20 protein-coding genes are annotated in these 19292 nt (G+C 59.0%); 14 read left to right on the forward strand and 6 right to left on the reverse strand.

Translation table 11 applies throughout. The features are described 5' to 3' along the window. Window positions 1-42 precede the first annotated feature (42 nt). On the reverse strand, window positions 43-942 hold the full coding sequence (lpxO, locus tag ACW9HX_RS01080) for a lipid A hydroxylase LpxO (protein ID WP_457379132.1): 900 nt from the start codon (window positions 940-942) through the stop codon (window positions 43-45). Between the two features lie 390 nt (window positions 943-1332). On the opposite strand from lpxO, the gene ACW9HX_RS01085 reads away from it, so the two are divergent. After that, complete coding sequence (locus ACW9HX_RS01085; protein ID WP_457379133.1) at window positions 1333-2919, forward strand: ABC-F family ATPase; 1587 nt, start codon at window positions 1333-1335, stop codon at window positions 2917-2919. Between the two features lie 138 nt (window positions 2920-3057). Beyond that, complete coding sequence (locus ACW9HX_RS01090) at window positions 3058-4245, forward strand: MFS transporter (protein ID WP_457379134.1); 1188 nt, start codon at window positions 3058-3060, stop codon at window positions 4243-4245. A 3-nt stretch (window positions 4246-4248) separates the two neighbouring features. Here ACW9HX_RS01090 and ACW9HX_RS01095 read toward each other — a convergent pair whose 3' ends face one another. After that, a complete protein-coding gene (locus ACW9HX_RS01095; RefSeq protein ID WP_457379135.1) occupies window positions 4249-5286 on the reverse strand; it encodes an alpha/beta hydrolase family protein in 1038 nt (345 codons plus the stop codon). Between the two features lie 235 nt (window positions 5287-5521). Then, a complete protein-coding gene (locus ACW9HX_RS01100; protein WP_457379136.1) occupies window positions 5522-6133 on the reverse strand; it encodes an FMN-dependent NADH-azoreductase in 612 nt (203 codons plus the stop codon). A 129-nt stretch (window positions 6134-6262) separates the two neighbouring features. Here ACW9HX_RS01100 and ACW9HX_RS01105 point away from each other — a divergent pair, with 129 nt between their 5' ends. Beyond that, the gene (locus ACW9HX_RS01105) at window positions 6263-7171 is read left to right on the forward strand and encodes a LysR substrate-binding domain-containing protein (RefSeq protein WP_457379137.1); all 909 of its coding nucleotides are present in this window, start codon (window positions 6263-6265) and stop codon (window positions 7169-7171) included. Further along, window positions 7168-7530: an MmcQ/YjbR family DNA-binding protein gene (locus ACW9HX_RS01110; RefSeq protein ID WP_457379138.1), complete on the forward strand. Its 363-nt coding sequence runs from the start codon at window positions 7168-7170 to the stop codon at window positions 7528-7530. Before ACW9HX_RS01105 ends, ACW9HX_RS01110 begins: the two co-directional genes overlap by 4 nt. Here the strand turns inward: ACW9HX_RS01110 and ACW9HX_RS01115 are convergent. Both ACW9HX_RS01115 and ACW9HX_RS01120 read right to left on the reverse strand, forming a co-directional pair. Further along, the gene (locus tag ACW9HX_RS01115) at window positions 7527-7955 is read right to left on the reverse strand and encodes a DUF1294 domain-containing protein (protein WP_457379139.1); all 429 of its coding nucleotides are present in this window, start codon (window positions 7953-7955) and stop codon (window positions 7527-7529) included. The two genes, ACW9HX_RS01110 and ACW9HX_RS01115, sit on opposite strands and share 4 nt — an antisense overlap. After that, the gene (locus ACW9HX_RS01120) at window positions 7952-8782 is read right to left on the reverse strand and encodes an undecaprenyl-diphosphate phosphatase (RefSeq protein WP_457379140.1); all 831 of its coding nucleotides are present in this window, start codon (window positions 8780-8782) and stop codon (window positions 7952-7954) included. Before ACW9HX_RS01120 ends, ACW9HX_RS01115 begins: the two co-directional genes overlap by 4 nt. A 304-nt stretch (window positions 8783-9086) precedes the next feature. Between ACW9HX_RS01120 and ACW9HX_RS01125 the strand changes: the two genes are divergently transcribed. The 9 genes from ACW9HX_RS01125 (at window position 9087) to ACW9HX_RS01165 (ending at window position 17212) form a co-directional block, all read left to right on the forward strand. After that, a complete protein-coding gene (locus ACW9HX_RS01125) occupies window positions 9087-10721 on the forward strand; it encodes a methyl-accepting chemotaxis protein (RefSeq protein ID WP_457379141.1) in 1635 nt (544 codons plus the stop codon). 82 nt (window positions 10722-10803) lie between these two features. After that, complete coding sequence (gene pnuC / locus ACW9HX_RS01130; RefSeq protein WP_457379142.1) at window positions 10804-11367, forward strand: nicotinamide riboside transporter PnuC; 564 nt, start codon at window positions 10804-10806, stop codon at window positions 11365-11367. Next, window positions 11364-11888, forward strand: a complete 525-nt coding sequence (locus ACW9HX_RS01135) for an AAA family ATPase (RefSeq protein ID WP_457379143.1) — start codon at window positions 11364-11366, stop codon at window positions 11886-11888. Before pnuC ends, ACW9HX_RS01135 begins: the two co-directional genes overlap by 4 nt. Window positions 11889-12233: 345 nt before the next feature. Then, complete coding sequence (locus ACW9HX_RS01140) at window positions 12234-12683, forward strand: hypothetical protein (protein ID WP_457379144.1); 450 nt, start codon at window positions 12234-12236, stop codon at window positions 12681-12683. A gap of 1 nt (window position 12684) precedes the next feature. Continuing rightward, window positions 12685-13254, forward strand: coding sequence for an adhesin (locus ACW9HX_RS01145; RefSeq protein WP_085708161.1), 570 nt, complete (start codon window positions 12685-12687; stop codon window positions 13252-13254). 71 nt (window positions 13255-13325) lie between these two features. Further along, a complete protein-coding gene (locus tag ACW9HX_RS01150) occupies window positions 13326-14324 on the forward strand; it encodes a heme utilization protein (RefSeq protein WP_457379145.1) in 999 nt (332 codons plus the stop codon). A gap of 63 nt (window positions 14325-14387) precedes the next feature. Next, the gene (locus ACW9HX_RS01155; RefSeq protein WP_457379146.1) at window positions 14388-15068 is read left to right on the forward strand and encodes a C39 family peptidase; all 681 of its coding nucleotides are present in this window, start codon (window positions 14388-14390) and stop codon (window positions 15066-15068) included. Window positions 15069-15112: 44 nt separating this feature from the next. Continuing rightward, window positions 15113-15859, forward strand: a complete 747-nt coding sequence (locus ACW9HX_RS01160; RefSeq protein WP_457379147.1) for a hypothetical protein — start codon at window positions 15113-15115, stop codon at window positions 15857-15859. A 45-nt stretch (window positions 15860-15904) separates the two neighbouring features. Beyond that, window positions 15905-17212, forward strand: a complete 1308-nt coding sequence (locus tag ACW9HX_RS01165; RefSeq protein WP_457379148.1) for a hypothetical protein — start codon at window positions 15905-15907, stop codon at window positions 17210-17212. A gap of 95 nt (window positions 17213-17307) precedes the next feature. Here the strand turns inward: ACW9HX_RS01165 and ACW9HX_RS01170 are convergent, their stop codons facing one another. Continuing rightward, a complete protein-coding gene (locus ACW9HX_RS01170; RefSeq protein WP_457379149.1) occupies window positions 17308-18633 on the reverse strand; it encodes a sigma 54-interacting transcriptional regulator in 1326 nt (441 codons plus the stop codon). 344 nt (window positions 18634-18977) lie between these two features. On the opposite strand from ACW9HX_RS01170, the gene ACW9HX_RS01175 reads away from it, so the two are divergent. Next, on the forward strand, window positions 18978-19244 hold the full coding sequence (locus tag ACW9HX_RS01175) for a hypothetical protein (RefSeq protein ID WP_457379150.1): 267 nt from the start codon (window positions 18978-18980) through the stop codon (window positions 19242-19244). The last annotated feature ends 48 nt before the right edge of the window (window positions 19245-19292 follow it).

A 19292-nucleotide genomic window follows, 5' to 3' on the forward strand; every position in this document is an offset into this window, starting at 1 on the left:
GCGACTGTCTTTCAACAGTCGCCCGATTTATCAGATCAGTTATCAGATCAGAATGAAGATCGCCAGCAGGCCGCCGAAGATCGCCCACTTTTCCAGGTAATAGCGCGCGCGATTGCGCTTTTTGAGTTCTTTGCCACGCAGGCGGATCTTGTAGATTTTGGTAAACAGGCGGTTGATACCACCTGTGCGGTCGCCCGCGTCGTTCGGTGCACCGGCAGCCGACATCACGGTCCGGCTGAACCAGCCATTGAACGCGGCCGCCCAGCGATACTTCATCGGACGCTCGATATCGCAGAACAGAATGATGCGGTTCTTGTCGGTGGTGTTTTCCGCGTAGTGGATGTAGGTCTCGTCGAACATCACTGCTTCGCCGTCGCGCCAGTGATAGTTCTCGCCATCGACGTTGATGTAGCAACCGGCGTCGTTCGGCGTTTCCAGCCCCAGGTGATAACGGTAGGAGCCGGCATACGGATCGCGGTGGCGCACCAGTTTCGAGCCGGGCGGCAGTTCAGCGAACATCGCGGCCTTGATCGAGCCGATGCTCTGCACCAGCTCAGTGGTGCGCGGGCACAGCTGCAACGCCGACGGGTGGCTGTCGCCGTACCACTTTAAGTAGAAGCGCTTCCAGCCGGTTTTGAAGAAGGAGTTGAAGCCGACATCGTCGTACTGGTTGGAACGCTTGATCTCGCCGGCACGCAGCAGTTTCTGCCCTTCCTCGCGGATTTCCTCCCAGTGGGCCTGCAACGGGCTCAGATCGGGAAAGTCTTTCGGATCGAGGTAGGGTTTGTTCGGATTCTTCGAGAACAGATAAAGGAAGCAGTTGATCGGGGCCAGGAACGTCGAGTGATCGCTCAACTGGCGGCCCAGTTTGTGGCGCACACGACCACGCAAGTGAACGTATGCAATGGAAATGACATAAATAGCAGCAATGATGAGTTTCACGGAAATCGTCACACGTCAAAAGTGAACAAACTGCGCGCCTTTCTGGCTGTGGCCAAAGGTCTGTGGCAGTGGTCTGAATACAAAACAGCGTCTCGGTGGCACATCCTTGAGCCCATGCCGGGCAAGGGCATTGGGTGAATGGATGGCATTTTAGCCACAGTTTGTAACCAATAGTGAACCTTCATCTGTGAAAAACTGTCCCGCGATTGCGCCAATTGGCATTCCGGGTGACACCGCCCTATCGCTTGAAGAGCCAGACCAGTACAATCGCCGCCAAACTTTAGCGCCCCCCTTGGTTGATGACGGGAAAACCCGCCTCAGCGCACTTCGACTCGGGCCATGCGCTCCGGCCGCACCCTCGCTACTCAGATTGCTTCGCAGGAAAAACCTTTGATTTCTACAGCTAACATCACCATGCAGTTCGGCGCCAAGCCGCTGTTTGAAAACGTTTCGGTCAAATTCAACGGCGGCAACCGCTACGGCCTGATTGGCGCCAACGGTTGCGGCAAGTCGACCTTCATGAAAATCCTCGGTGGCGATCTCGAGCCGTCCGGCGGTCAGGTCATGCTCGAGCCGAACATTCGCCTGGGTAAATTGCGTCAGGACCAGTTCGCCTACGAAGAATTCACCGTGATCGACACCGTGATCATGGGTCACGAAGAGCTGTGGAAGGTCAAGGCCGAGCGCGATCGCATCTATTCGCTGCCGGAAATGAGCGAAGAAGACGGCATGGCCGTGGCCGAGCTGGAAACCGAGTTCGCCGAGATGGACGGCTACACTGCCGAATCCCGTGCCGGTGAGCTGCTGCTGGGCCTTGGTATTCCGCTGGAACAGCATTTCGGTCCGATGTCTGAAGTGGCGCCGGGCTGGAAGCTGCGTGTTCTGTTGGCTCAGGCCCTGTTCTCCGATCCGGAAGTGCTGTTGCTCGACGAACCGACCAACCACCTGGACATCAACACCATTCGCTGGCTGGAATCGATTCTCACCGTGCGTAACAGCACCATGATCATCATTTCCCACGACCGTCACTTCCTGAACAGCGTCTGCACCCACATGGCCGACCTGGACTACGGTGAGCTGCGTCTGTTCCCGGGCAACTACGACGAGTACATGACTGCGGCGACCCAGTCCCGCGAGCAACTGCTGTCGGACAACGCCAAGAAGAAAGCGCAGATCGCCGAACTGCAAACGTTCGTCAGCCGCTTCTCGGCCAACGCCTCGAAAGCCAAGCAGGCCACTTCCCGTGCCAAGCAGATCGACAAGATCCAGCTGGCCGAGGTCAAGCCATCGAGCCGCGTGAGCCCGTTCATCCGTTTTGAACAGACCAAGAAGCTGCACCGCCAGGCCGTGACCATCGAGCAGATGTCCAAGGGCTTCGACGGCAAGACCCTGTTCAAGAACTTCAGCTTCACCGTTGAAGCCGGCGAGCGCGTCGCGATCATCGGTCCGAACGGTATCGGCAAGACAACCCTGCTGCGCACCCTGATGGGTGAACTGACCCCGGACGCCGGTTCCGTGAAGTGGACTGAAAGCGCGGAGCTGGGCTACTACGCTCAGGACCACGCCCACGACTTCGAAGACGACGTCAGCCTGTTCGACTGGATGGGTCAGTGGACTCAGGGCGAGCAAGTGATTCGTGGCACCCTGGGCCGCATGCTGTTCTCCAACGACGAGATCCTCAAGTCGGTGAAGGTCATCTCCGGTGGTGAGCAAGGTCGCATGCTGTTCGGCAAGCTGATCCTGCAAAAGCCGAACGTACTGGTGATGGACGAACCGACCAACCACTTGGACATGGAATCGATCGAGGCGCTGAACCTGGCGCTGGAAAACTACCCGGGCACGCTGATTTTCGTCAGCCACGACCGTGAGTTCGTATCGTCCCTGGCCACGCGCATCATCGAGCTGAGCCCGAACGGCGTGACCGACTTCAGCGGCACTTACGACGACTACCTGCGCAGTCAGGGCGTCGTGTTCTGATAGCGGCCTCGAGTCTAAAGCCCCGCCCCATGGCGGGGCTTTTTATTGCATCCGGGAAAGATAGTTAGCCTGCTTTCTTTTATTTCACCGCCAAGCCATGATGCGGACTCTCCCACCGCCGCCCGCGAACGAGCCCTCATGTCTGTGCAGCAACTGCCACCGCAAAGCTCCATGGCGATCACCCTGCAGATCGTCTCCATCGTTTTCTATACCTTTATTGCCTTCCTCTGCATCGGCCTGCCGATTGCGGTGTTGCCAGGCTATGTGCATGAGCAATTGGGCTTCAGCGCAATCGTGGCGGGGCTGGTCATTGGCTCGCAGTACCTGGCCACTCTGCTCAGCCGGCCGATGGCCGGGCGCATGTCGGATACCGTCGGGACCAAACGGGCGATCGTTTACGGCTTGTCGGGGATCGTGCTCAGCGGCCTGCTGACGTTTGTCTCCACATTGCTGCAGGACTTCCCGCTGACGAGCCTGATCATTCTGATCGCCGGACGTTTATTGCTCGGCATCGCACAGGGCTTGATCGGTGTCGGCACCATCAGTTGGTGCATGGGCCAGGTCGGTGCGGAACATACTGCACGGTCCATTGGCTGGAACGGCATAGCCTCTTACGGCGCCATTGCCATCGGCGCCCCGCTGGGCGTGCTGATGGTGGCTGATTACGGCTTTACCAGTCTCGGCATTGCGTTGTCGGTATTGGCGGCCGGTGCCCTGCTGTTGATTCGCAACAAGCCTTCGGTGCCGGTGGTGCGTGGCGAGCGCTTGCCGTTCTGGAATGTATTCGGACGGATTGCACCGTTCGGTGCCAGTCTGAGCCTGGCGTCGATTGGTTACGGCACACTGACCACCTTCATCACCCTTTATTACCTCAATCGCGGCTGGACCGGCGCGGCGTATTGCCTGACGGTGTTCGGCGTGTGCTTCATACTGTCGCGGCTGCTGTTCATCTCGGCCATCGGTCGTTTTGGCGGTTTTGCATCCGCCATCGCCTGCATGAGCATCGAAACCGTTGGCCTGTTGCTGCTGTGGCTCGCGCCCTCGACCGGCTACGCGCTGATCGGCGCCGGACTGGCCGGGTTTGGTCTGTCGCTGGTGTATCCGGCGCTGGGCGTTGAAGCAATCAAACAAGTGCCAAACTCCAGCCGAGGTGCTGGCCTGAGTGCTTACGCGGTGTTTTTCGATCTGGCGCTGGCGATTGCCGGGCCGTTGATGGGTGCGGTGGCGTTGAATCTGGGATATTCGTGGATTTTCCTGAGCGCAGCGCTGCTGTCCGTGACCGGACTGGCATTGACGGTATGGCTCAAACGTCGAGCGATGACCTGACGCTTACTGATCCGCTGTCTGCATCCCCGCCCGGGAAGGCTTGCCCAGCGCATGGGAGAAGAACCGCCCGGCCTCGGAAATCAGGTTGCGGTGGATGTCTTCACGGTCCACGCCATCGGCATCGGTGCACAGGGCCGGCATCGCACGGATCTGCTCTTCATTGCACGGCGCCATGAACACAAAGTGTCCTGCCCCGGCCAGTAACTTGAAGTCCGGCGCAGTCGGCAGTTTGCGCGCCAGGGCGGCAGCGTTCTTGTCGAAGGCCACCAGTTTGTCGCCATCGCCGCTGTACAGCAGCACCGGCACATGCACGTCGGCCAGAGTGTGACGACCAAACTTGAGGCTCAGCGGCGCCATCAGCAGCAACGCATGCACACGCGGGTCGGCCACCGGCTGCAGGTCATCCCGGTCGACGATCAATTCACCCTGGGTATTGCAGGCATCGCGATCGTCAGGACGCTCCTGGCAGTAACGGCGCAGGCGATCAAGGTCAGGCTGCGCGCCTGAAAGAATCAAGGCAGTCTCGCCCCCCGCCGAATAGCCGATCACGCCGACCTGATCGGCGTTCACAAACGGTGCGAGCATCCGGTCGCCAAGCGTGGCGGTGATGGCTTCGGAAATCTGGATCGGGCGCCCATAGAGGTTGCTCAAGGTGCCGAGGCGACTGTGATCCTTGGAGTTGTCACCGGGATGAATTACCGCCACCACCACGAAACCCTTGCGGGCCAGCGATGTGGCGAGGTCGTGCAGTGCCAGTGGCGTGCCGGTATTGCCGTGAGACAGCATCAGCATCGGAAAGCGACCGAGAGCGACCTTGGTGTCTTCGCCGGCTTCGACCGAGTAGCCTTCGAGCAGGCTCATGTGTTCACGGTCTGTGGAGGGATAGAACGCGATGGCGCGCATCGGTTGCAGGTCGAGCGGATCGAGGAACGTCATCTCGTGATAACCGACGCTCCAGCGCGGGTGCTGGCCGGGGGCTGCGTGCACTGAATTCAGGCTGCCGAGCAGGCAAATCAGTAACGTTGCACAAAGACGCATCATGGGATGCCCCACCCTGTTGTTACTCAATCGAAAGATCCGTTGTGTTCGACGCCCGAAACTCCGTGGTTCGGTGATCCGGCGCGGCGTTGCACTCAGACGTTGATCATCAGACTGCATAACCCGGGCCAGATTATGTAACAGTCGGAAACAAAAAACTCCGTATCTGGCCCTTGTAGAACCAGAATACAGAGTTTTTTGGGTGTTGCCTGAACGAGAGCTGTTCTTTACGAAAGCCTTACGCAGCCGCGAACAGTTGCTCGCTGATGCGGGTGTGCGCCGCGCTCATGGCGTTGTTGCGAACTTCTTCGCCGTAGGCCAGGCCTTCGGCACGGACGATTTCGATGTCGGTGATGCCGAGGAAGCCGAATACCAGTTTCAGGTAGTCTTCGTGAGCAACGCCCGACGCCTGACCGGCGTGGATGCCGCCCGAAGTCGATACGATGATCACTTTCTTGCCACCGCACAGGCCTTCAGGGCCGGCTTCGGTGTAGCGGAAAGTCTGGCCGGCAACGGCGATGCGGTCGATCCAGGCCTTGAGCTGGGTCGGCACGGTGAAGTTGTACATCGGTGCGGCAACCACAATAGCGTCGGCGGCGATGAACTCGGCCAGGGTGGTGGCGCTCAGCTCCGCTTCGTGCTGTTGTGCAGCGTCGCGCAGTTCAGCGGTGGTGCCGGCGGCTACCAGAGTGGTCGACGAGAAGTGGCTGATGGCGTCGGCAGCCAGGTCGCGGTAGGTCACGACAGCGGTTGGCTCGGCGGCTTGCCAGGCTTTGACGACTTCGGTGCTCAGCTGACGGGAAGCGGAGTTGTCGCCCAGAATGCTCGAATCGATGTGCAGCAGTTTCATTGTGGAATCTCCTGGAAAGAATCGCCGGTGGCGACGGAATGGAGACAATCCTACCTACGAAACCAATAGCTGATTAGACCGCAACAATGCGATAGTTTGTCCCACTGATAGAACAGTTGGATTTCCCACATGCAAGACCTCAACGATCTCTACTATTTCGCCAAAGTGATCGAGGCCGGCGGATTCGCCGCTGCCGGCCGTTTGCTGGGCATTCCCAAGTCGCGGTTGTCACGGCGGATTGCCGAACTGGAAGAACGCCTCGGCGCGCGTTTGCTGCAACGCACCACCCGCCAGCTGAAGCTGACTGCGGTTGGCGAACGCTATTTGCGTCACTGTCAGGCGATGCTGCTGGAAGCGGAAATGGCCGACGAGACAGTGGCCAGCATGTCCAGCGAGCCCCGTGGACGCCTGCGGGTATCGAGCCCGACGGGGCTTGCCCATGAAATGCTGCCAGTGGTGATCAGCAACTTCCTGGGCAAATATCCTCAGGTGCAACTGGAAGTCACTCTGATCAATCGCCGGGTCGATCTGATCACCGAAGGCATCGACGTGGCCCTGCGCGTACGCGAACACGGCGACGAAGAGCCGATGCTGGTGACCCGCCGTCTGCGCCAGGCACAGATGGTGGTAGTCGCGAGCCCTTCCTTTATACAGGGCGTGGAAATCAACCATCCGCAGGACTTGAAAACCCTGCCTGTGCTCGGCGCGCTGGAAGCCGATCGCATGGTGCATGTGCGCTTGCTCGATCAGCACGGCAAGAGTTGCGATCTGGCGCTGGAGGCCCGGCTGGGCATCGACGATTTCATCGTGCGCAAGGCTTGCGTGCTCGCGGGCCAGGGCTTCACCCTGCTGCCGATGATGTATTGCGAAACGGAGCTGAACAACGGCACGCTGGTGCAGTTGCTGCCGGATTGGTCATTGCCCGGCGGCTGGTTGCAGGCGGTGTATCCGCACCGGCGCGGGGTGATGCCGGCGGTGCGTGCGTGGATCGATCATCTGGTTGAATCGTTCAATGCCTGTGGAGAACGGCTGTTATGAAACAAGGAAAGATGAGCGAAGCGGACGTCGCGGAATTTTGCCTGGCATTGCCCGGTGCTCAAGAAGACTACAAGTGGGGCGGCGTGCGGGTGTTTTCGATTGCCGGCAACAAGATGTTCGCCTTGCAGGGGCTGCGGGGCGAGTCGCTGGCGTTCAAGGTCGACAAGGATCTGTTTCTCGGTCATTGCGACCGGCCGGGCATTCACCCGGCGCCGTATCTGGCGCGGGCGCAGTGGATCATCATGCACCCGCCCTACCCCTTGGGCGCCGAGGAACTGCGAGGGTTGCTGCAACGTTCTCACCAGTTGGTGGTGAGCAAGCTGCCGAAGAAAACCCAGGTGGGTTTGCTGCTGCCCTAACCCAACGCCAACAGGTTCGAACCGAGGAACAGCTGATCGATCCAGAACACCTGGTGCAGCGCGACGATCACCCAGAACAGAATCTGAAACGAGACCTTGCGCGTCTTGTGACGGAAGACTTGCTGGGCGATCAACGCGCCCGGCCAGCCTCCTGCCAGTTCCACAGCGTGCAGGACGTTCTCCGGAGTGCGCCAGGCCTCGGCGCGGGCCTTGCGCTTGTCGGCCCAGTACAGGAAAAACGCCAGCACGCTGACAACTCCGTAGGCCGCCAACGGCACCCGCGAGATCCCGCGCAGCCACATCGACAGCGAGCCGAACAGCGGCAACGCACAGACGATCAGCAACACGATCAGCTTCAATTTCAAATGCTGGATGCTGCCCCCGGAGTGACCGCGATCCGGGCGGCGTGCACGGGAATCACTCATGCCTTGGCCGCCGCCCAGTCCACCCAGCCAAACTGCCAGGTCGCCAGAATCAAAAGACCGAAAACGATCCGGTACCAGGCGAATGCCGCGTAGCTGTGGCTGGCGATGAACTTCAGCAAGCCGCGCACCGCGATCATGGCGAAAACGAATGCGGTGACAAAACCGATGGCAAACACCGGGAAGTCCGCTGGCACGAACAGAGCACGGTACTTGTAGCCTGAATAGACTGCTGCACCGACCATGGTCGGCATCGCCAGGAAAAACGAAAACTCGGTGGCGGTCTTGCGCGACAGACCGAACAACAGGCCGCCAATGATCGTCGAGCCGGAGCGCGAGGTGCCCGGAATCATCGCCAGACACTGGGCAAAACCGACCTTCAGCGCATCTTTCCAGGTGATTTCATCCACCGTCTCCGCATGCACCTCATGCTGCCGGCGCTCGGCCCACAACATGATGACGCCGCCCACCACCAGCGCCGTCGCCACGGTGATCGGGTTGAACAGGTACTTGTGAATCAGATCGGCAAAGATCACGCCCAGCACTACGGCGGGCAAGAAGGCGATCAGCAGATTGGCGGTAAAGCGTCGCGCACTCGGCTGGGTCGGCAAACCGATGACCACGTCGAGAATCTTGCGGCGAAACTCCCAGACCACCGCGAGGATCGCGCCGAGCTGAATGATGATGTTGAACGCCATGGCGCGTTCGCCGCCGAAATTGAGCAGGTCGGCGACAATGATCTGGTGTCCGGTACTGGAAATGGGCAAAAACTCCGTCAGCCCTTCTACAACTCCAAGAATCAGTGCCTGCAAGGCGGTCCAAAGATCCATCAATCCCCCAGAGAGCGATGCACGGCGGCATGCCCCGATAATATTTTTTTACGTTCACTGCGTTCAGCGTAGCGGGTTGTTGCTGTACCGATTCCGCGCGCAAAGGATCCACACAAAACGGTCAAAATTCCGTGAAATGACAACTTGGGTTCAGGTTTTCACGCGCGGGGCCGAAATCCTATCAGACAAGCCGTAATAGCGCTGCCGCGTTCTACGACTTGGGTCGCGTATGCCCGGCCACTGAAACGTGGTTGGATGCTGGCGGTGATTTATTACAAGAAAAAGAAACCGGAGTGACAGCGTTATGAACAGCTTGCGCAGTGTGTCGATCAGCCGACGCTTGTGGCTCATCTTGATTGTGGCGGTGGTCATGCTGCTGACCTTGGGTCTGTTGATGCTCAAGCAGATCCACGATGACCTGTATCACGCCAAGGCCCAGAAAACCCAGCATGTGGTGCAGACCGCCAGCGGCTTGCTGACCTATTACCAAGGCCTGGAAGCGGCCGGAACCCTGACCCGCGACGCCGCCCAGAAGCAGGCACTGACCGCCATTCGCGGCCTGCGTTACGATCAGAACGATTACTTCTGGATCAACGACCTCACGCCTGTGATGGTCATGCACCCGACCAATCCCAAGCTTGAAGGCCAGAACCTCTCGGCGATCCGCGACCCGGACGGTTTTGCGGTGTTCAACGAGATGGTAGCCATCGCCAAATCCAAGGGCGCCGGCATGGTCGACTACCGTTGGCCGAAACCCGGCGCCAGCGAGCCGGTGGCCAAGACCTCCTACGTGAAACTGTTCGAGCCATGGGGCTGGGTGCTGGGCTCCGGCGTATACGTCGACGATGTGCAGGCCGAGTTTCAGGGCCAGGTGATCAAGGCTTCCGTCGTAGGCCTGGCCATCGCGCTGATCATGGGCGTGCTGGTGATCCTGATTGCCCGCAGCATCGTCCGCCCCTTGCAGGAAACCGTGAACGCCATGGCCAACATCGCCAGCGGCGAAAGCGACCTGACCCGCAGCCTCGACACCCACGGCCAGGACGAAGTCACACAACTGGCCCATCACTTCAACGCCTTCACCGCCAAGCTGCGCCGGGTAATCGGCGATTTGCAGGTGTCGGCCAGTGCGCTGGGCCAGTCCTCGACTGAACTGGGCAACGACGCGAGCCAGGCTCAGCAGCGCAGCCAGCAGCAGTCGCAGCAGATGGAACTGGTGGCGACCGCCATCAACGAAGTCACTTACGGCGTGCAGGATGTGGCGAAGAACGCCGAGCATGCCGCTAATGAAATGCGCGATGCCGAGGCTCAGGCGCAACAGGGCCAGATCAATATCGACGGCAGCCTGCAACAGATCGACAAGTTGTCCGGCACCATCGATCAGGCCGTTGAGGTCATTCGCACCCTGGCGACCGAAAGCACGCAGATCGGCAGCGTCCTTGAGGTAATCCGCTCGATCGCCGAACAGACCAACCTGCTGGCACTTAACGCCGCCATCGAAGCCGCCCGCGCCGGCGAACAGGGGCGTGGTTTTGCGGTGGTGGCCGATGAAGTTCGTTTGCTGGCACAACGCACGCAGAAATCCACGGCGGAAATCCAGTCGATGATCGAGCGTCTGCAGAACCATTCCGAGGCCGCGGTGAAGGTTATCGGCGACAGCAGCAAAGCGTCGCAACTGACCATCGAGCAAGCCGGACTGGCCGGTGCAAGCCTCAATGCCATCGGCCAGGCGCTGCGTAACCTCAATGGCCTGAACGCTTCGATCGCCAGTGCGACCCTGCAACAGGCGCATGTGGTCGAGGACATCAACCAGAACGTCACCCAGGCGGCGGGCCTTTCACACAGCACGGCGCTGGCGGCTGAACAATCGAGCGCGGCCAGCGTACGACTGGGCCAACTGAGCGAACAGTTGAACGGACTGCTGCGCCAGTTCCGCGTCTGACGATGTTGCCCTGTGGGAGGCTCACTCCCACAGGTTTTTGGGTACAATCCGCCCCCTCTTTTACTCCCTCCAAGGATCTTGCATGTCCGGGCTTGAACTGTTTGCCGCCGCCCTCGGTGTGATCGCCGTCTGGCTGACGGTCAAACAGAATCCCTGGTGCTGGCCGATCGGGCTGGTCATGGTGCTGCTCTACAGTTGGGTCTTCTTCGAGGTGAAATTGTATTCGGACATGTTGCTGCAGGTGGTTTACGCCGCCCTGCAAGTCTACGGCTGGTGGCAATGGACCCGGGCCGGGACGATGCATGACGGCCGTCAGGTCAGCCGGCTCGACAACCTTTCGACTCTCAAAGGCTTGGCCATTGGTGCCGTCGGCAGTCTGCTGCTGGGTGCGGCCATGGCGCACTGGACCGATGCCGCGCAACCCTGGCTCGACGCCGCACTGACCGGTTTCAGCCTTGTCGCGCAGTTCTGGATGGCCCACAAGCGCCTGCAATGCTGGGCATTGTGGTTCGTGCTGGACGTGATCTTCGTCGGCCTGTTCCTTTATAAGGCGCTTTACCTCACCGCTGCGTTGTACACCTTGTTTACCCTGATCGCGGTGCTGGGCTGGCGGGAATGGCGCGCCGATCCGGCGTTGCGCACATGAAAGTCGTGGTCCTCACCGGCCCGGAGTCCAGCGGCAAGAGCTGGCTGGCGGCCGGGCTTCAGCAACAGTTCGGCGGCCTGCGCGTGGACGAATACGTGCGCTGGTTCATCGAACAGAATCCACGGGACACCTGCCTCGCCGATATTCCCGAGATTGCTCGTGGCCAATTGCAATGGGAAGACGAGGCGCGAGCGCAACTACCGGCTCTGCTGATCCTCGACACGCACCTGTTGAGCAACATGCTGTGGAGTCAGACGCTGTTCGGCGACTGCCCGGCCTGGCTGGAAACAGAGCTTTTGGCCCGTCATTACGACCTGCACCTGCTGCTCTCCCCGGAGCAGATCGACTGGACCGACGATGGCCAACGCTGCCAGCCGGAGCTGAGCCAACGGCGGGCGTTCTACCACGCCACCAAGGCCTGGCTGGAGCAACATCATCAACCGGTCCGGATCATTCAGGGCGACTGGGCCGCACGACAGACTCAAGCCTTCGACGCCGTTCGAACCTTGCTGGAGGGATGACCCGTTTCCCGGGGCGGTTTCCCCTGTTCCGGGGCTAAAGTGTCCGATCCTGAAACACTTCCATAGGTGCAAAGTGCCCGTCTCAAGGGCATTCATCGCTTTGTCACCCGACTTGTTACACCTGTGAAACACATGCTCGCAAACCCTTGTTCCAGAGCTTTGCAACGACTATAGCCAGCTGCATCGACAGGGGGCTGTTTCAATCGTGAAACAGCTTTTGTATCAAGGCTGCACGCCATCCGTCCAACTCATTGAAATCCATGAATATTTAAAAAGCGGCACAGCTTTCGCTCTCTCCTTCACAACGCTGACTAGGGCCAGCCCACTGAAGAAGGAATTGCCGCCGTGGGAAACATCAACAAAGCCTTCACTTGCCTTCTGCTGATCGGATCAGCAGCCAGCACATTCCTCAGTTTCAACGTTCAGGCCGAAGGCAATGGCGTGATCGTGCTCAATCGCGACGTCCAACCCATTCCCATCGGACGCAGCGCTCCCGGCAAAGACCCCTACCCGACCACAGTGAATGCCAACCCTTCCGGTCGCATCGACCAGGCCATGACCAGCACCGAACTCAGCGACGGTGAATTTGCAAGTGTAGCCAGTGGCGCATCCATCCGCGGAAACATGGCCGTAGGGTCCAGCCTGCCCGGCACCAACGTCTTGACCAATCCAAACGGTCTGCCCGGCATGGGAGCCGGTCATGGCGGCGGTAGCGGTGGCACGATTTCCAACACCATCAACCGCTCCCTCAGCACCGGTCTGGCTCCGCTGACCCGCATGGCCGGAGGCCAATAAGATGAATCGTTCCCTGCTCCTGCTTGCTCTGCTCGGCTGCACCAGCGTCATGGCCGACCCAAGCGCCGTGGACAGCGCCAACATTCAGAATTCCGGCGTGCAGTACAACGGCAACTTCAACGTCAACCAGGCCGCCGGCGATCAACAGCAACAGACCAACGTGAAGTCGATTGCCATCGGCACGTCGGCCAGCGCAACCACCACCATTCACCAGAAACTCGATACCCCCGCCGACCGCTCGATCAACGCGAGCTCCACCATCGGCGGTACCTCATTCAGTAACGGCAACGGTGCACTGGGCGTTAACCAGGGTTCCGGGGCCAACAACCAGATGGCCAACGCCATGCGCATCAGCATCAGTGCTGCGCCGCAGAGCGTTGACGATAGCGCCCTTTCGCAACAGAACGTGGCGTTGTTACCGAGCTCAGGAGCAACTGGTACCCCCGGCAGTCGCCAGGTCACGACAAGTGATCAGGCCTTCACCGGCAGTCGCGGGGTAATCCAGGTGAACCAGAGTGCCGGGGTGGGGAACCGAATGGCTAACACCCTGAGCATCCGGGTCGCTGACTGACCCAAACAAAAAGCAGTGCAATTAGAAAGTACCAACACTTAACCAACTAATAAGCACGACGGAGAAACACCATGAAACCTACAATGGCTCTCAAACCACTGGTTTTCGCACTCGCAGCAGTGATGGCAATCGCAGCACAGGCAGGCGGTCGTGATGAAAATCACGGTCATGGTCATGATCACGGTCCAAAAGGCCCAACCCTGGAAGAACTGCTGCAAATCGGCGCAGGCGCCGGTGCCGCAGTGCTTGATGTGCAAAACAACAGCGGCAACACCGTGTTGAACCAGGGCACTCAAAACAACGCCAACGTCAGTGGCTCGCTCAACGGCGCCAACGGCAATATCGGCGCCAACAACGTGGCTGGCGACGGCAACCAACAAGACAACGCCGCTGCTCTGGCAACCGCTGATGAAAGCTTCATCTTCGGCTCCGCTGTATCTGCCTCCAGCGCAACTCAAGTCAACACCAACAACGGTGTTGCCAACTACTCCAGCACTGCCAACGCCAGCCTGAACAACGTCGGCAACAGCGGCTCGGGTAACATCGGCGTGAACAACGCCGCCGGCAACTTCAACCAACAGAAAAACAACCTGGCAATCGCTGTGTCCGGTGGTCGTGTAGCGCAAGCCGCTGCCGCCGCCAACCAAAGCACCACCGGTCTGCAAGTCGGCAACAACGGCACCCAGACCTACAAAAAAGATACCCTTACTGGCACATTCACCGCAGGCGGCGCATTCGTGGCCGCAGGCACCGCAACCACCAAAGACGATGATCACGGCCATGGTGGTTATGGTGGTGGCTACGGCAACAATGACCGTGGCCACGGTGGTAACGGCGGCAAAGATCAGAAATCTGATTTCGTTGCCGTGGGTGTCTTCGGCCTGGCTGGTGTGACCACTCAACAAGTGATGACCCCAGACGGCTGGAAAAACCCTGTCACCAACAACGCCAACATGACCAACGTGGGCAACAACTGGTCCGGCAACGGTGGCTTCAACAACGCAGCCGGCGTTGGCAACCAACAAAGCAACTCGCTGTCCATCGCCGCAGGTTGCAAAGCCTGCATGTAATCGCGATCGAAACGAAAGCCCCGGAAACGGGGCTTTTCCTCAGTCCGCATAGGCGTATCGATCATGCGTAAGACGACCCTCCTCGCTCTGCTCTGCCTCTCTGGCCTGGCCCAGGCCGCCCAGATGCCCGTGGCTGCCCTGCCGGGTGGCACGCTCATCTACAAGAACGTGCAGAGCATTCGTGAGCGCAAGTTTTCCGACATCGTCGAACAAAAAACCGATTTCAGCTGCGGCGCCGCCGCACTGGCGACGGTACTGCGCCAGGCCTATTGGCTCGACGTCGATGAAGAGCACATCATCAAAGGCATGCTGGTCAATTCCGACCAGGACCTTGTCCGTACGCAAGGTTTCTCCATGCTGGACATGAAGCGCTACATAGAAAGCATCGGCATGCGTGCCAGGGGCTACAAGATCCCACCGGAAAAACTCGACGCGGTCACTATCCCGGTGGTGGTACTGATGGAAATTCGCGGCTACAAGCATTTCGTCGTGCTGCAGCGAGCGGACAAGGATTGGGTTTACATCGGAGACCCGGTTCTCGGCCATAAGCGCTACAAACATGATGACTTTGTCAAAGGTTGGAACGGCATTGTCTTTGCCATCGTCGGCCCCGGATACGACAAGACCAATGCATTACGCAGTCCTCCGGCACCGCTGACCGCCAAGAACAAGCTGGATAACTTCAACCCCGTCAAAGATGCTGAGTTGATGGACTTCGGGTTCATACAGAGCGACTTCTTTTAATCGCCGATTATAAAGAATGGGGCTGGATGTCCCGGGAGCAGCAGATGAAAACCTCATACTGGCTGGCCGCTGCCTGCCTGGCAGCGAGTGCGTCAGGCTATGCCAATGCAGGATTCAAACCCATCGAAATCCAGGATTCGGAGCTGTCACAGCTTCGCGGTCGCTACGTAATGCCGGGGCGAATCATCAGCTTCGGTATTGTCATGAGCAGTACCTGGCGCAACGCCAGCGGTGATCTGATCGGGGCCTCGACCTCGATGCAATTGCAGGCTGCAACGGTAAAACCTGAATTCTATGTCTCGACCATCAAGCAAACGGGCAACGGTACTACCCCCGAAACGGGCACCGGCTCAATCGTGGGTGGCGCGGGACTCAACAGTTCTCAAGGCGTGACGCAAAGCGTTCGCGCCGCCGGCGACGGCAATACGGCCTACAACAACGTTGCAGTCAACGTTTCGGAAGCCAACCAGGCCCCGGCGCTGGTACCGACCCAAGGGCAAGCCTTGATGGCCGGACAAACGATTTCCGGCAGTAACGCGGCCGGCAGCGTGGCGGTTTCGGCCACCAGCGGTGGCGTCCAGATGGCCATCCAGGCCGCAGGCAATCAGGGCACAGCCCTGCAACAAGTGGCTCAAGGAGGCCTGCTGCAGAACACCCGCTTGCTCGGTAACGCAAACGTCGTCAACAACCTGACAACACTCAACGTAGTCCTCAGCAACAACGGTATGAGCGCCGGCGCACTGGACTGCAATCTCTCTCAACTAAGAGCACTACGCAATATTGGATATTGAACTACGCTGAGTCTCGATCATTGGGCTTAAAGGGACGGCTTATTCATGTATCGATCAGTATCACTGCGTGCCGCTGTATGTTTGAGTACTCTTCTACCCGCGGCGATGCTGCAAGCAGCACCCGATGCGGACGTCGAGACCCTGAAACAGGAACTTCTGGAGCTGAAGCAACGATACGAAGTACAACAAAAAGCCCTGGCGGTCCTCGAACAACGAGTCCGCCAGGTCGAAGATCAACCCGCTTCACCACCACCAAAACGTCTGGCCAAGTCGCCAGCGGACATGAAAGGCAATCCAAAAGTGGCCACCGGAACCGGGGCCGCAGCAGCGTCGGGGGGCGCCGCCGGGGGGGCCGGGGCTTCCTACGGTCAGTCGCTTGCCGACGATTCGCAACCTGCACAGAGTGTGTCCAACCTGTACGACGAGGCCAGCGGCTTCTTCGGCGGGGGCAAGTTCAGCTTCGAAACCGGCATCACCTATTCGCGTTATGACACGCGCCAGCTGATTCTCAACGGTTTCCTGGCACTGGACTCGATCTTCCTGGGCAACATCAACCTCGACCGGATCAAGGCCGACACCTGGACCCTCGACCTGACGGGCCGCTATAACTTCGATAACCGCTGGCAGTTCGACGTGAACGTGCCGGTCGTGTATCGCGATTCGACTTATCAGTCGGGCGGCGGCAACCAGGGCGCGGCCAACGTGACCACCGAACAGGATGTCACCCGGGATCCAACCATTGGCGACGTCAACTTCGGTATCGCCTACAAGTTCCTGGACGAGTCGGTGAACACGCCGGATGCGGTGGTCACCCTGCGCGTCAAGGCACCAACCGGCAAAGACCCGTTCGGTATCAAACTGCGCCAGACCGATGCCAACACCAACCTGTTCGTGCCTGACACCCTGCCGACCGGCAACGGCGTCTGGTCGATCACCCCGGGCGTTTCGCTGGTCAAGACGTTTGATCCGGCCGTGCTGTTCGGCAGTTTGTCCTACACCCACAACCTGGAGGAATCGTTTGACGACATCAGCTCCACGGTCAACCAGAAAACACCGGGCAAGGTCCGTATCGGCGACAGCTTCCAGATCGGCGCAGGCATAGCCTTCGCACTGAACGAAAAAATGAGTATGTCGTTCTCGGTCTCTGACCTTGTACAACGCAAGAGCAAGCTGAAACAGGATGGCGGGGATTGGCAATCGGTGGTGTCCAGTGACGCCAACGCCGGTTACTTCAACGTCGGCATGACCATTGCGGCCACCGACAACCTGACCATCGTGCCCAACCTGTCCATCGGCATGACCGACGATGCCCCGGACTTTTCCTTCAGCCTGAAATTCCCGTACTACTTCTAACCCGCTCCACCATGAACGCAACATCATAAAAAGGCCCGCTGCGACTTGCATCGCAGCGGGCCTTTTCAGCTTCTTGCCAGAAGAAGCACCGCGCCCTAGCGGATCTGGTGTTTATGCAACAAGCGGTAAAAAGTCGGCCTCGAAACCCCCAGTACTTTGGCAGCAACGCTGAGGTTGTCGCTGTGCCGGTTCAACACATCGCACAACGCCTGGCGCTCGGCCCGGGTCTTGTAGTCTTCGAGTGTGCCCATGGGTGTGGCAATTGACTGCTGACTGATCAATCCCAGGTCTCGTGCCTCGATCTGCCGTCCCTCGGCCAGCACCAACCCCCGGCGAACACGGTTGGCCAGTTCACGGACATTGCCGGGCCAGTCGTGCTTACCCATGGCGATCAGCGCGTCCTCACTGAAGCTGCGAGGACGTCGGCCGGTTTCGTGACTGTAGAAATGGGAAAAATGGTTGGCCAGCATCGACAGATCGCCATGTCGCTCTCGCAATGGCGCGGTCACGACTTGCAGCACATTGAGCCGGTAGTACAAATCTTCGCGGAAGCGCTTCTTCTCGATCGCGGCTTCAAGGTCGACGTGGGTCGCCGCCAACACCCGGACATCCACCGGGATCGGTTGGCTGCCACCGACCCGTTCAATGTGCTTTTCCTGGAGGAAACGCAGCAGATTGGCTTGCAATTCCAGCGGCAGATCACCTATTTCGTCCAGAAACAGGGTGCCGCCGTTAGCCGCCTCGATGCGTCCGACCTTGCGTTGATGAGCACCGGTGAACGCACCTTTTTCGTGGCCGAACAGCTCGGACTGGATCAGATGCTCGGGAATCGCCCCGCAATTGATCGCCACGAACGGCTTGCTGTGCCGTTGCGATTGTCGATGCAGGGTGCGGGCGACCAGTTCTTTACCAGTACCGCTTTCGCCGCGAATCAGTACCGGCGACTCGGTGGGCGCCAGTTTGCTCAGCAGCTTGCGCAGTTCGCGGATCGGTTTGCTGTCACCGAGCAGCTCGTGCTCCGGCTGGTCCACATGGACATTGCCCTGGCCACGCAGGCGCGCCATGCCGAACGCCCGGCCGAGGGTGACCTGCACCCGCGACACGTCAAACGGCAAGGTATGAAAGTCGAAAAACCATTCGCAGACAAAGTCTCCGACGTTCTGCAGTCGCAACACTTCCTGATTCAGCACGGCGATCCACTCGGTGCCGCTACGGCTGATCAGCTCCTTGACCGCCTCGGGACGTTCCAGGTGAAAAGGTTGCAAGCGCAGCAGGCCGACATCGCAACTTCGATCTGCGGCATTTTCCAGGCTGCAACTGTCGACATCCCAGCCTACGGCGCGTAAACCGGGCAATAATCGATGGCAGTCGTCACAAGGGTCGACGACCAATAAACGTCGTAACGCAGGCGCTTCACTCATGACTGTTCCTTGGCGCCAAATTATAGGAAATGATTGTAAAAACAGTCATTTGGCAGACCTGGCTGTAACATTAGCAAGAATTTGACGGCGCCTTGTATCGATTGCTTATAGGTGTACCAGGGAAGTAGTTATAAGAACCTTCTTTATTAGTTAGCTATCGACTTGAATCTTTCACCAGGCTTTCAACATCTGCCGGAATACTGACTGTATGAAAGAAAGTCGAAATTTCTTCAAATCCGGTGTGACCTGCCAGCGGGTTGCGTGCATCAGTACAAGTAACTCGCCGAACGGTAAGCCCAACCGACGGCACATCACTTGATTGGGCACTATAGAGAGAAGACCCCATGACCGCCCCGCTCCGTATCAACGAAGCTCTTTTGATTGCCAACCGCGCATTTAAACCTTTCCAGTGCGTGGCCTGGGCCCCACAAGACGGCAATGGCGAACTCAGCCTGACCGTGATTGACCGTACCAACTCGCAGATTGGCCGCACCCGTATTCCAAGCAGCGCCTATTCCGATCCAGCTCAACTTGAATACCTGTTGCAACAGGCTCGCGCTGAACTGAGCGACGAAGGTTATGCACTGCAGTCCTGGTCGATGCCGCACTGATACGAGGGCGATGCGGATGGCTTTCGAGTCGTCCGCCCTTTTCTGTTA

It is taken from the genome of Pseudomonas sp. SDO52101_S400 (genome assembly GCF_054071635.1).